The following is a 13,185-nucleotide window of genomic DNA, read 5'->3' on the forward strand; positions in this document are numbered from 1 at the left end:
GCTTCCTGTACTTCAAGCATTTAGAGGACTAACTGCGCCCCGCACCACGTGTTCGTACGCGGGCTTCAGGTCTTCGACCCGGCCCGGCGGAGCCACCAGGGGCCCCTTCGCCCAATCGCAGCCGAGTTCGTGCAGCACCTCGAGTTGCCGCGCGGTCTCGACCCCTTCCGCGACGACCATCAGGTCGACGGCGTGCGCCATCGCCATGATCCCGGCGACGATCGGTTCGGCGTCGCTCGATCGCCCGAGGTCGGCCACGAACGACCGGTCGATCTCGATCACGCTGAGGTCGAGCCTGCACAGCTGCGCGAGCGAGGAATACCCGGCGCCGAACCGTTCCGCGGTCACCCGCACCCCGGTCTTCCGCAGCGCGTCGACGGCGTCGGCCGCGTCCTTCAGCGCCGTCTCGTCGACATCGAGACTCAGGTCCTGCGGCCCGAGACCGGCGTCCTCCAACGTTGTCTGAACCACTTGCAGCAACGTGGGATCGCCCAGTTGGCGGACCGAAAGGCTCACATTCACATTACAGTGCACACCATGATCGGCACGCCATCGAGCGATCTCGCGGGCGGCCTTGGCGAGAACCTCCGCCCCGATGACCGTCAAAAGATCGCCGTCGTCGGCGAGTTCGGCCAATTCCGCCGGATCGATCGGCCCGCGAACGGGATGGTCCCAACAGGACTTCGCCTTCACCGCGACCATGTCGCCGGTCCGCAAATCGACGACGGGCTGATAAACGGTCTCGACCAGCCCTTCCGCGACGGCGTTCCGCAGATCCTGTTCGAGCGCGAAACGGTCTCGTACTCGTTTCCGCATGATCGGCGCATAGAACGCGTAACGACCGGGGCCGAAGGTTTTCGCCTGATACATCGCCAAATCGGCGTCTTCCAGCAATTCGTCGGCGGTGCGCCGGTCGCCCGGTTCGGCGATCACTATTCCGATGCTCGTATTGATATGCAGTTCTCGGCCGTGCACGGTGAGCGATTCGGCGAGCCGCCGCTGGAGATGATCGGCCAGCGCCCGCACCTCGGCGGCTTCGGTATAACCGGTGGTGATGACCAGGAACTCGTCCCCGCCGAGCCGTCCGACCAGGTCCGAAGGCCCGGCGGCGGCCCGCAGCCGGTCGCCGATGATGCGCAGCACCTGGTCGCCGACGGTATGACCGAGCGAATCGTTGATGATCTTGAACTTGTCGAGGTCGATGAACATCACGGTGGTCGTGGCCGCCGGGTCGGCGATCGTCCGGCGCAGGTGGTTCAGCGCGTACGTGCGGTTCGCGAGCCTGGTCAGCGGGTCGTGGGTGGCCTCGTAGGCCAGCCGCTCGCTGATCGCCCGCCGTTCGGTGATGTCGGCGAAGGACGTCAGCACCGAGGGCACGCTCTGGCCGGGCGCCATCAGCGGCCCGGAGGTCAGCGAAAGCCATCGATGCGCGCCGTCACGCCGCCGCACCTGCACGACCCGCCCGGTCTCGACCTTCCCGGACCGGCGCACCCGCGCGGACGGCAGATCGTCGACGGGCACCGGGACACCCTGTTCGTCGTGCAGCCGCAGCGTCCGGCTCTCCAGGCCGACCAGCGATCCCGGCGGCACGCCGGCGATCCGGTGCGCCGCGGAGTTCGCCAGCTCGATCCGTCCGCCGGGGCCCACCAGCAGCACTCCCTCGTCGAGTGTCTCGACGACGGTGGCGAATTCGGCCTCGGCCCGGCGCTGCGCGGTCTCGTCGGCGCACAGCAGCACGTAGCCGTCGAACATCTCGGCCGCGGAGACGCGCACCGCCAGCGCCGTGCCGTCGGCGCTGTAATGCGTCGCCTGCACGACACCGCCTGCCGCGACGACCTCCCGCGGGCTCATCGGCGCGCCGACGACCTCGGCCACCGGCACCCCGATGACCTGGTCGAGGTCGTGCCCGTAGACGGCCTCGGCCGCCGGGTTCCAGCTCGTCACCAGCCCGTCGGGCGAGGTCGCGATGATCGCGTCGCTCGCGTGGCCGACCAGCGCCGCCTGGAACCGCAGGCCGGCCTCGGCCGCCTTCTGCGTGGTCAGGTCGCGCATGATCACCTGGTACGCGGGCTTGCCCTCCCAGGTGGTGAGCACCGCCTGGGATTCGACGGTGACGCTGCGGCCCTGGAGGGTCCTCAGGGTCATCTCCGTCGGTTCGCTGAACGAGCCGGGCGAGGCCAGCGAACCGATCCGCGCCAGCAGCGCGTCCTGCGACCCCGCGTCGACCAGATCCGTGATGTGCATCCCGATGATCTCGGTCGACACCTTCGCGCCGACGAACCGCATGGTGGCCGAGTTCACGAACACGACTTTGCCCCGCTGATGGACACAGATCCCGTACGGGCTCGCCTCCACCATCGTCAGATATTGCGTTCCCAAAGTCCCGCTGTCGGAATTTTGCTCCAAAAGGCGGTACCCCTGGCCGAGAAAAGCGAGCGCGGGTTCACCGCGCCGATCCCTCTCGGCGGACAACTCGGTCAGCAGACGGACGAGCGACGCGTGCCGGTCGGTTTTTCCCACCGTGCGGGTCGCGGTGCCGTTCGCTGGCGAGGAATCCTGATCCGAGGGCCGGTGGGTGTCGGGAGTCCCACCGTCGAGATCGTCAGGATCCATCTGATCCAAACCCCCTACTCGACTGATGTAGCTTCCGATTAGATCACTAAATCGACGTAGCCGTCCTCCCCGGACAGCTGATCGGTGCGGCTATTCCACCCCAGCGTTGACTGAATGTAGTTGAAAGGAAACACGTGCGGAGCAAAACAGACATCTGCGGCATCGGCGCCGTAACCGCCTACGGCTGGGGGCGCGAATCACTCTGGGAGGGCTTGGCGAGCGGCGTCCCCTGCGCCCAATTCACCGACGGCTTCGGGGAGACCCCGGATCTGCCCGGCTGGGTCGCGCACATCCCCGAGGGCGGCAAAGCGAGGGACGGCAGCCTGCACGCGCGCGCCCTGCTCGCCGCGGCACGGGAGGCGATCGAAGACGCGGGCTCGCGAGGCTGGACGCCGGGACGACGGGTCGGGGTCATCTCCGGCGGTGTCCGCGAAGACCTGCGCACCTGGGACAGGCTCACCGAACTCGGTGAACAGCTCATGTACCGGCGCGAATTCATCGGCATGATGCCCTCGACCCCGATCGCCACGCTGATGTCGGAGTTCGGCTTCCACGGCCCCTCCATGGCCACCTCCGCCATGTGCGCGACCGGAAGCGCCGCCGTGCTCACCGCGAAGATGTGGCTGGACGCGGACATGGCCGACGACGTCGTCGTGGTCACCACCGATCTGTCCGCCACCAGGCCGATGGTGCGCAACTTCGTGCACTGCGGGGTGGCGATCACCGACGTGCCCCCGCTCGAAGCCTGCCGGCCTTTCCAAGAGGGCACAAAGGGTTTCACCTTCTCCGAGGCCGCGGTCGCGGTCGTGCTGACTCAGCGGAAGACCGATTCGTACGCGACGCTTCGAGGCGGCGCGATGACGCACGAAGCACACAACGCGATGGCACTCGACCCCGATTCGACGAGCGCGATCGAAGCGGTGACCAGCGCGCTGGAGAACGCGACCGCCGCGCCGTCGGACGTCCGCTACCTGAACGCGCACGGGACGGGCACGAAACTCTGCCACCGCACGGAATCCCAGATCCTCGAAGCGGTCTTCCCGCGCGAGACCGGGATCTACTCGATCAAACCGCTGACCGGGCACAGCCAGTCGGGCAGCGCGCTGACCGAGATCGCGGCGATCTGCCTCGCGGCCGAGCGGGATCTGGTCCCGGCACCGAAACCGGTGGCGGACGGGCATCCGCAACTGCTGGACGGACCGTCCCGGCCGGAAAGCGGGCTCACCGTCAAGACGTCGATCGGGATGGGCGGGTACGTCGCGGCTGTCGTACTGGAGACTCCCTAGCGAGCAATTCGATAACACACGGTCCCAGAGTCGTCACGAGCTGTCATTATCTAGCGACAAGCTCTGAGCACGGAGGCGACCATGGGCCTGCGAACGGCATCCGACAATCTCGTCCACAACTACCTGTTCTTGCGGCGCGCCATAGGTTTCCTCGGGATCGGGCTGCCCTTCGTACTGGTCTTCGGGAAGATGGTCGTCGACGGTGGCGGCCTGCTCAATTCGATCAGCGGCTACTACTACTCGGGAATGCGTGACGTCTGGGTCGGCGTCATGTGCGCCATCGGCGTCTTCCTGTTGTCGTACCGGGGTTACGGCCGGGTCGACGACATCGCCGGGAACATCGCGGCGGTGGCCGCCGTCGGGGTGGCACTCTTCCCCACGACACCGGCGAACGGCGACCGCTCGGACGAGATCATCGGGCTGCTGCACCTCGGCTTCGCCGCGGTCTTCTTCCTCACCTTGGCGTTCTTCTGCATCGTGCTGTTCACCAAGTCGGACAAGGAGATCCCCGGCGCCCGCAAACCCGAACGGAACCGGCTGTACGTCGCGTCGGGCGTGATCATGCTGGTGTGCCTGGCGTTGATCGTGCTCTGCGGGCTGGTGTTCGACGACCTGACGAAGGACCTCTACCCGGCGCTGTGGCTGGAGTCGGTGGCGATCCTCGCGTTCGGTGTCGCGTGGCTCACCAAGGGCGGAACGCTGTTGCCGGACAAGACCGCGCTGCCGGGAACGCGCGTGACGGCCTGACCTGTGCCGATCAAGGTAAAGGAACCTTTATCCTCGGCCGGGTCGTTGAGGCCGTATGACCGATCGCATCGCATTCCGGCTCGGCCGTCGCGACCTGCTGGTGGTGGCGGGGATTCCCGGGGCGGGCAAGACCACCCTGCTGTCCCGGGCGGCGACCGGCGCGCTACCGGTACTCGATTCCGACCAGGTCCGCGCGCGGCTGCGTGAACGGCTGCCGCCCGCGCTGCCGTACCGGATCTACCGGCCGCTGGTCCACGTCTGGCATCGCGCGCGGGTCGTCCGCTCCGCGCTGGCGGACGGCGGCCCGCTCGTCGTGCACGAACCGTCGACCAGGGCCACGACCCGCGGCCTGCTGGCCCTGCTCGGCCTGCTGAGCCGCCGTCCGGTCCGGTTGCTGTGGCTCGACGTGGCCCCGGAAGACGCCCGCGCGGGCCAAGTCGCGCGCGGGCGGGTCATCCGGCGACATTCGTTCGCCCGCCACGTCAAACGGGCCGAGAAGGTCCGCCGCGCCCTGCGTGAAGGCTGGGTCCCGGCGGGCTGGCACAGCGCCCGGATGGTGACCCGCGAGGTCACCGGGGCGCTGCGCTTCGTCACCGAGGAGGAGCCGGGGAGACAGCGCTCAGGCGATGTCCGGCTCCTCCGCGTCGAGCGCCCCGCCGCACACACAGTCCGCGCGGGCTAGCGGTTCCGGCTCGGGTTCGTCCGCGGGGCCGGGACGGTTCGGGTGCGGGTTCGACGGCGTCCAGCGGATGCGTACCGGCATCGTCGTTCGTCCTTTCCACTCCGCTCCACTCTGCGAGCCCTCTTGAGAGGAATACGGACACGACGGGCGTCCGGTTCAGATGCCCACGTAGTTTTCGGCGAAGAAGTCTTGGTGCGCACGGGAAACCCGCAGGCTCTCCAGCCGCGCGTCCCGCAGTGCCCGCTGGAAGACGGCCTCGTCGTCGTATCCCGCCGGGCCGTGCAGCAGATTGATCATCCAGAGCGAGAACTCCTGCGCACGCCAGATCCGCGGCAGGCAGTCGGCGGAATAGCGATCGAGCGCCGTCGTGTCGCTCTCGGTATGGGCTTGGATCAACGCGTGCGCGAGGATCTCGGCCTCCATCAGCGCGAGATTCGCCCCCTTCGCGGCGGCGGGACTGATGAGGCTCGCCGCGTCCCCCGCGAGGAACAGGTTCCCCCGCTGGATCGTGTCCATCACACGCGAGGCCATGTCCACGATCCGGCGTTCGATGATGGCGCCGCGTTTGAGCTCGCCGTAGCGATCGGAGCGCATCCGCACGTGCAGTTCGTCCCAGATCCGGTCGTCTCCCCAGTCTTCCGGATCCTCACCGCGCGGGACTTCGAGGTAATAGCGCGTCACCGTCGGCGTCCTCGCCATATGCCCGGCGAAACCCCGTTCGTGGATCGCGTAGCCGATCGCGGACATGCTCGGCGGCGCCTCGGCGAGGATCGCGAGCCACGAGATGTCGTGGTCCCGCCGGAAGACCCGCGCGGGGACGGATCTCAGCGAAACGCCGCGTCTGCCGTCGCAGCCGGCGATGTACTTGGCGCGCAACAGAAGATCATCGGCGATGACCGTCGCGTCCATGCCCGACACCGACGAGACCTCGGTGCCGAACCTGATCTCCCCGCCGCGGGCGAGAAATTCGGCGATCAGGTCGGTGACCAGGAACTGTTGCGGGTAAACGGTGTGCACCTCACCGTTCCCCAGTTCGCCGTACTTGAGCTCGAATTCGGCCTGTTCATTGCGAAAGGCGCAGGTGTCGTGCCTCGCGCCCTTCTCCATCAGCCCGGCGGCGAGCCCGTTCTCGGTGAGCACGCGGACGCTGTTCGCGGCGAGGAAACCCGCCCTCGCCCGGTTTTCGACATGCTCACGGCTTTGCCGTTCGAGGATCAGGCAGTCGATCCCGGCCGCCCGCAACAGGTTCCCCAGCACGAGCCCCGCCGGACCGGCCCCCACGATCACCACGTCGGCATCGATCTTTCCCACGAAAGCCCCCAGTACCTTCGCCCGCCCCCAGCGCGGTCCAAGGTACACAAAACACCGTGACGCCGTGGGCGTTCAGTCCTTCCGGTCGCGCGCCCGCGCCCGGCGTTTCCCCTCGTGCATCGCCACCACCCGGGCGATCGGGATCGTGTGCCCCTCCTCGACGAGGTCGGCGGGCAAGGTCTGCGGTTCCGGCATCGACTCGGCCCAGGGGTCCTTGCCGCCGAGGAGATCGAGCGCCGTGTGCACGGTGAAATCGGCGGGGACCACGTTCTCGAGGTCGTCCCAGGCCACCGGGAACGACACCGGCAGCCCCGGCCGCAGGCGCGGGCTGTACGCCGCCGCGACCGTGTTGCCGCCCGCCCGCGTCGAATCGAGGTACACCTTGCCCTCACGGTCTTCCACGATGTACGCGGTCGTCGCGATCGACGGATCGAGCCGCTCCGCGCAGGCTGCGAGCGCGCGGGTCGCGGCGAAGACGTCTTCGAAGCCTTGTCCCGGCACCAGCGGGACGAAGATGTGCACTCCCTTGGAACCGCTGGTCTTCACCGTCCCGACGAGCCCGGATTCGGCGAGCGCCTGGCGCACCAGCACGGCGGCCTTCACGACATGCGCGAAATCGTCACCGGCGGGCGGATCCAGATCGAGCACGAGATGAGTGGGCCCCGCGTCGACGTCCGCGGTCATCAGCGTCGGGTGGTACTCGACGGCGCGCTGGTTCGCGAACCACAGCAGCGTGCGGCGGTCGTCGCAGAGCGCGTACGACACCTGCCGCTTCGATGTCTCCGCCCACATCCCGTACCGCTTCACCCAGTCGGGCGTGTACTTGGGCAGGTTCTTCTGCATGAACGGGTCTTGGCCGCGCAGGATCCGGATCACCGAAAGCGGCCTGTTCGCCAGCACCGGGACGAGGCGGTCCGCGACGGCGTCCAGATAATCCACCAGGTCGCGTTTGGTCGCGCCCTCGAACAAGGGCTGGTCGAGATTGGTCAGCTTGACGCCGTCCCGTTCGCACATGGGACGAGCCTGACACAAAAGCCTCGTGAGCGGTAATGACGGTTCTAACCGTCATTACCGCTCACGAGCGCCACTACCTAGCTGATGTTGGCGTCGATGCAGGCGTAGAACGCGTTCGCCGTGTCGTAGACGTTCCAGCGGGCGAGGATCTTGTGCCGCCCGCTCTGCTGCAGGTTCACGCTGTGGGTGACCGTGGCACCCGGCTGCGCGCCACCGTCGTTGAAGCTGGCGACCTTGGCACCGTCGACGAAGTACTCCCAAGTGCTGGTGCGGTGGCGAGCCGTCAGCGTCCACCGGAACGTGGTGGTACGGCCGAGGGAGTGCACCTTCCAGCCCTTGCTGTCATCGTTGAGGTCCGCGAAACGGCCGACACCGCCGTTACAGCTCATGAGACCCTTGGGGCCTTCGACACTTTGCGGCTCCCATTTGATGGAGCCACAGGAAACGGTGTTCTGCGCGCATTGCGCCTGCCTGCTCGCGGGCGAGGAAACGTAGCCGTGCGCGCTGGCGGTGCCCGCCGGGATCGCGACCAGGGCCGCCGGCACCATCGCCGCACCGGCCGCCAGGGTCAAAAGCCGTCGTTTGAAGCTCATGCCTACCCCTTTCCCAATCTCTACACCCACCGCGGACTCGAGATTCCTGGGTCACAGCGAGCGAAATACCAATGAAGGTGGGGACACATCCGCCGAAGCGCCGAGCCGGCGAATGTGGTCTAGACCATAATTGGTTCAGACGACTCGGTCAAGAGTAACCAACCGGGCACTTGGAGTCGTGAAGATCGAACAGGGGTTGTCAAGCCGGAGGATCAGCCCGCACCCAAACAGACGAACGGTCGCCGGAACGGATCAACGGCGATGGTGTCCGCCAGCGCGGTCGCCGGTCCGGCCCCTCCCGCGAGACCGCGGTGGTAATCGTCCATCGCGGCCGCCGCGGCCTCGTCACCGACTCGGCTCAACGGCGCGATCACCGTCCGCGAACCACTCGCGAGCAACGCACTGGCGAAACCGAGGACCTCGTCCCCTGGCCGGATCCGGTTCAGCGCCAGTTCGCACGCCGCGAAGACGACCTGTGTCGGCGGCTGCGCCAGCCCGGCCATCTCGTGGGCGAAGAGCGCGCCGTCGGCCAATTCCAGCCGGGAGAACAAGGCGTTCTCGGGCTCGTGCGCGCCGTGCGCGGCGATGTGCGCGAGCTTCGCCCCGTCCAGCGCGCGCAAAACGGCGGGCACGGTCGCCTCGGCGCCGGCCAGCGTCCGCGCGGTCCGGTAATGCACGGCGAGTTTGTCCAGCTCACCACGGGTTCCGACAAGTCCGGGGCCCCGGACGAGAACGACCTTCCGCGCGCGGGACACCGTCGACCGCACCGCCCCCAGCCACGCCGTCGCCGACGGGGCGACGACGATCGGCCGCGACCGCAACGCCGGCAGCACTCCCCACGGGACGGCGAACAACGGGCCGGTCGGCACGACGATCAGGCCACGCTCCCCGAGCAGCGCTTCGAGCGGCCGGATCAGCTGGGTCTCCAGCCGTCCGGCCTGTCTCCGCGCCGAACCGAGCACCGACTGGACCAAGGGCGCCGGCAGCCGATCCGGCGCGAGAGCGTCGAGATCGACGTTCAGCATCCGCGCGGACTCTGCCGCTTGCTCGGCCGAACCTAGCCGCACCAGCTCGCATCGGCCGTCGACGACGACCATCGCCACCAGGTCGTCCCCCGACGACGCGAAGCTCACCAGCGCGCGTTCGCCCAGCTCCTCGGCGACCTCCGCGAGCCGCGCGACCGGCCGGGGCCTGCCCCAGCGACCCGTATGCCAGCCGAGCCGATGCGCCTCGCGCAACCGCTCGGCGTGCTTCGTCCGCAAGGCCGCCGTCGGATGCCCCTCGTGCTGCGCCTGATGGATCGCCTGATCGAGTCCCCGGACCTCGCCGACCCGCTCGGCGAGCTCCGGATCGGTCGCGACAACCGGTTCGTACCGGTAACTTTGCGCGCGGGTCCGCTCCGTCCAGCCGAACAACCGGGCCGCGTCGGCCCGCTCCAGCACGATCTTGACGGCCAGATCCGCCAGCTCCCTGCCGTGCAGCGCCGTACCGGACACCAGCTCGATACCGCCCATCCGGTCGCGGACGCGGTCGAGTTCGGTGAGCCCGGCCCGGATCTCCGCCAGCGCCTTGGCCTTGTCCCCCTCGGCCACCGCGAGTTCCGCGCGGCAAAGCCTGCGCAGCATCCGATAATCGACGGAGGTCAACCGCCCCGGCTGCGGAATCCGCGCGAGCAGCTCGGCGGCGCGTTTGCGTTTCCCCTTCCGCAGCTCGACCCGGACGGCCAGCATCCGCGCCAGCGCGGCCTGATCGGCGAGCCGCGGCATCGGCATCCCGTTCGCCGCCCGCAACGCGCGCGAGGTCAGGGAGGGCGGGATTTCGTTGGTGCGCAGGGCTTCCTGCACGTCGGCGCGGAGGCCGACGATGGTCGCGTTGGCGACGCAGGTCTGGCAGCCCCAGCGGAGCATCCTGCGGCGTGCGGACGCGGCGTAGGACCGGGCGAGTTCGAGATCGTCGCTCATCAAGGCCGCCGAGGCCCGGAGCAGCTCCGCCCCGGCCAAATCCCTGGCGACGCTTCGTTGCTCCAGCATCCACGGAAGTATTTCGTCGAGATGACTTCCGGCCTCGTCCGCGAGCCCAGCGGTGAGCAGGGCCCTGGCCTGTTCCTGCTTGAGCAACGGAGGCGTCATAACCTCCAGCTGCTGATAGATGCGCTCACTTTCCTCGTGGACGCGCAGCGCCGCCGGAACGTTCCCGACGCGCTGCTCGAGGATCCCGAGGTGCCGCCTCACCTCGGCGGCCTGTACCCGCAAGCCGTTCGAGTCCGCGATCTCGATTCCTTCGGAAAGGTCTGCCCGGGCCCGGCCGACTTCACCCAGCCGGGTATAGGCGAGCCCACGGGTGGCCAACGTGTTCAGGAAGCCGTCGAGCAGCGGCAGCCGGTCGGTCGCCGCTGCCAATCCGGCCGTCTTGTGTTCGAGCGAAGCGTCGAAAAAGGCGATGCTTTCTTCGTTGCGCCCGGCCGCCATGAGCAGAAGGGCGTAATTGTGGTCGACACGGCCGCTGAGATCCTTCTTCAGCCATGGATCCGAAACCTCGTCGAGAAGCGGGCGGATCGCATCGAGACCGGCGAGACCCGCCGATACCGCGCCACTGGTCTCCGAACCGACCGTCGCGATGGTCGACGCCAGTCGAATCCGGGCGACCAACCACTCGTCACCGTGTTCCGCCGCCACGGGGTGAATCGATTCGAGCAACGCCATACCTCGGCGAAGCAGCCGGATCCCTTCGCGCTGACGTGCGGAACAAGCCGCTTCGAGCCCGGCTTGATGCAGACCACGCGCTTTACGAATGACCTCGAGTTGATCGAGCATGGTGACAGCCACTGATCTATGAGAACACAGTCCGTAGCCGATTGAATCCCGCCCGCCGGGAAGTACCCGGCGGGCGGGAAAAAGCCTTCAGCACAATCCGCGCCTCAGGGAACAGGCGGCGGAGTCTGGGCGCACCCACCAGTGCATTCCAGCAGCTTGTCGCGGTAGTGCTCGCAGTCCGGGCTGTGCTCGTGCTGCGGCAGTTCGGGCTTGGGCTGAGCCGGGTCGGCCGGCTCCTCCTCGCCGATGGGGTCCTTGACGTCCGTAGGCGTCGACATTTGACGATCTCCTCCCCTGATGATCTTTTCTGTCGTACCAGGCAGCCCCATTACGGCGGCCCCCTCCGTTCGCAGGCCCTCTTCCTGCGAACGGGGCAATAGTGCCACAACGGAGCAGTGATCGGGAGTTTTTACCTACACTGAGTCATCGGCGGCACCCAATAGGGGGACGCTTGATTAGCGAGCCTCACGATCTCCGCCCAATGGACGCACAGGCGTCCGCGAAGTGGCGCAAAAGAGATCATTTCGCTGGGCCATCCGGCCTAAGATCCAAAACTTCTTGCGGCACAAGGGTTTCCGGTCAGGAAAGCGGGGAACTCACCGCCTGTCGGGGGATGACCGGCGAATATCCGGAGGAGAGATAACGATGCCCACGTGGTTGGTCATCATCATCGTCATCGCCGCGATCCTCGTGGTGGGAGCGGCCGCTTGGTTCGTCATCGAAGGACAGCGCAGGCGGCGATTGCGCGAGACGTTCGGACCCGAATACGACCGGGCCGTCAAAGAGCACGAAAGCCCACGAGAAGCCGAACGTGAGCTTTCGTCGCGGGTGAAACGACATTCGGATCTCGACATCCGGCCGTTGCCGGAGACCACAAAGGACCGGTACGCGCAGGAATGGGCGCTGATCCAGGAACAGTTCGTCGACCGCCCGTCCGGCGCCGTCGTCGAGGCGGACCGGGTGCTGGTCTCGTTGATGGCCGAGCGCGGCTACCCGACCGAAGGGTACGACCAGCAGCTCGCGGATCTGTCCGTCCGGCACGCCAACGCGTTGCGGCACTACCGCGCCGGGCACGACACGCTGGTGCGCCACCGGGATTCCGAAATGTCCACAGAGGACCTGCGGGAAGCGATGAAGCACTACCGCGAAGTGTTCGAAGATCTGTTGACCGATGCCGGCGAAGGAGCGGAAACCCATGGAAAGCAGGCCACTGGAAACCGAGGCAACGGAACGCGTGGCGGGGACGACGGAACGACCCGACGAGGATCGGACCACTGACGGCGACACCGGCCGTCCCCTGGGCACCGAGGACCTGGTGGCCACCGATTCTCAGCGCACCAACGAAGACGACGCGCAGACGCTGTTCGAAAACGTCGACGTCGAGCGGTTCCGCGACAGCTGGCAAGGCATCCAGACGGCCTTTGTGGACGATCCGCGGCGAGCGGTCAAGGAAGCCGACGAGCTCGTCGCGGTGGTGATCCAGAACCTGGCGACGACCTTCGCGGACCACAAGAAGGAACTGGAATCCGCGTGGAGCCAGGGCGAACCGGCCACCGAAGACCTCCGGATCGCGCTTCGCCGCTACCGGTCGTTCTTCAACCAGTTGCTGAGCGCCTGACCGAAGCCTCGTGAGTGGTCATCCACTCACGAGGCTTTTTCAGGCCCCGGTGGTCGACCCGGGCCGAACGATCATCAGCACCGTCACCACGGCCCACAGCAGATTGAACATCCCGGTGTACATCGCCACCCGCCCAGCGGTGACCGGCGCCGACGGCGGCTCCGCGTCCAGCGCGGCGAGGATCGCGTTTTGCCCGGGCAGTACCAGCAACGCCAGCACACCGGCGGCCGCGGCGGTCAGCACGATCGACACGATCACCCACGCGTCGCCGAAGACCCGCATGCTTCCCGCCGTCGCCAGCCCGAAGAACGGCACGGCGATACCGAAAATCGCGTAGACGCGGCAGATCCGGTTGAGCGCGCGCAGCACGGACAGCCCGGAACCCGGTTCGGCGAAGGCTTTTCGCGCCGCGGCGGGGAACATGCTCGCCGCGACGGTGACCGGGCCGACCGCGATGACGGCGGCGAGCACGTGGAGGATCAAGAGGATTTTCGACACGCCACCGAGC

The 13,185-nt window shown here is 67.5% G+C and carries 12 protein-coding genes; 5 read left to right on the forward strand and 7 right to left on the reverse strand.

Features of this window, described 5'->3' with window-relative positions; all coding sequences use genetic code 11:
• Positions 1-12: 12 nt before the first annotated feature.
• The gene (locus DMC64_RS26595; protein WP_037346076.1) at positions 13-2,613 is read right to left on the reverse strand and encodes an EAL domain-containing protein; all 2,601 of its coding nucleotides are present in this window, start codon (positions 2,611-2,613) and stop codon (positions 13-15) included.
• 134 nt (positions 2,614-2,747) lie between these two features.
• Between DMC64_RS26595 and DMC64_RS26600 the strand changes: the two genes are divergently transcribed.
• The 3 genes from DMC64_RS26600 to DMC64_RS26610 all read left to right on the forward strand — a co-directional run bounded on the left by DMC64_RS26600 (position 2,748) and on the right by DMC64_RS26610 (position 5,328).
• Complete coding sequence (locus DMC64_RS26600) at positions 2,748-3,899, forward strand: beta-ketoacyl synthase N-terminal-like domain-containing protein (protein ID WP_037346073.1); 1,152 nt, start codon at positions 2,748-2,750, stop codon at positions 3,897-3,899.
• An 81-nt stretch (positions 3,900-3,980) separates the two neighbouring features.
• The gene (locus DMC64_RS26605) at positions 3,981-4,646 is read left to right on the forward strand and encodes a DUF998 domain-containing protein (protein ID WP_037346072.1); all 666 of its coding nucleotides are present in this window, start codon (positions 3,981-3,983) and stop codon (positions 4,644-4,646) included.
• Positions 4,647-4,701: 55 nt separating this feature from the next.
• Positions 4,702-5,328, forward strand: coding sequence for an AAA family ATPase (locus DMC64_RS26610; RefSeq protein WP_125735732.1), 627 nt, complete (start codon positions 4,702-4,704; stop codon positions 5,326-5,328).
• A 156-nt stretch (positions 5,329-5,484) separates the two neighbouring features.
• Here DMC64_RS26610 and DMC64_RS26615 read toward each other — a convergent pair whose 3' ends face one another.
• From DMC64_RS26615 to DMC64_RS42730, 5 genes are all read right to left on the reverse strand, one after another.
• Entirely contained in the window at positions 5,485-6,639 is a 1,155-nt protein-coding gene (locus tag DMC64_RS26615) for a 4-hydroxybenzoate 3-monooxygenase (RefSeq protein ID WP_125735733.1), read from the reverse strand.
• 72 nt (positions 6,640-6,711) lie between these two features.
• Positions 6,712-7,653, reverse strand: coding sequence for a DNA polymerase domain-containing protein (locus DMC64_RS26620; RefSeq protein WP_125735734.1), 942 nt, complete (start codon positions 7,651-7,653; stop codon positions 6,712-6,714).
• 77 nt (positions 7,654-7,730) lie between these two features.
• The gene (locus DMC64_RS26625) at positions 7,731-8,246 is read right to left on the reverse strand and encodes a lytic polysaccharide monooxygenase auxiliary activity family 9 protein (RefSeq protein WP_016331699.1); all 516 of its coding nucleotides are present in this window, start codon (positions 8,244-8,246) and stop codon (positions 7,731-7,733) included.
• A gap of 212 nt (positions 8,247-8,458) precedes the next feature.
• Complete coding sequence (locus DMC64_RS26630) at positions 8,459-11,059, reverse strand: CHAT domain-containing protein (protein WP_125735735.1); 2,601 nt, start codon at positions 11,057-11,059, stop codon at positions 8,459-8,461.
• Between the two features lie 104 nt (positions 11,060-11,163).
• Positions 11,164-11,337: a hypothetical protein gene (locus DMC64_RS42730; protein WP_158634257.1), complete on the reverse strand. Its 174-nt coding sequence runs from the start codon at positions 11,335-11,337 to the stop codon at positions 11,164-11,166.
• A gap of 367 nt (positions 11,338-11,704) precedes the next feature.
• On the opposite strand from DMC64_RS42730, the gene DMC64_RS26635 reads away from it, so the two are divergent.
• Positions 11,705-12,337, forward strand: a complete 633-nt coding sequence (locus tag DMC64_RS26635) for a hypothetical protein (RefSeq protein WP_125735736.1) — start codon at positions 11,705-11,707, stop codon at positions 12,335-12,337.
• A 37-nt stretch (positions 12,338-12,374) separates the two neighbouring features.
• A complete protein-coding gene (locus DMC64_RS26640) occupies positions 12,375-12,677 on the forward strand; it encodes a hypothetical protein (protein WP_233629820.1) in 303 nt (100 codons plus the stop codon).
• 39 nt (positions 12,678-12,716) lie between these two features.
• Here DMC64_RS26640 and DMC64_RS26645 read toward each other — a convergent pair whose 3' ends face one another.
• On the reverse strand, positions 12,717-13,175 hold the full coding sequence (locus tag DMC64_RS26645; RefSeq protein ID WP_037346056.1) for a membrane protein: 459 nt from the start codon (positions 13,173-13,175) through the stop codon (positions 12,717-12,719).
• Between the last annotated feature and the right edge of the window lie 10 nt (positions 13,176-13,185).

Source organism: Amycolatopsis sp. WAC 04197, assembly GCF_003947475.1.
In the GTDB taxonomy this organism is placed as follows: Bacteria; Actinomycetota; Actinomycetes; order Mycobacteriales; family Pseudonocardiaceae; genus Amycolatopsis; species Amycolatopsis japonica.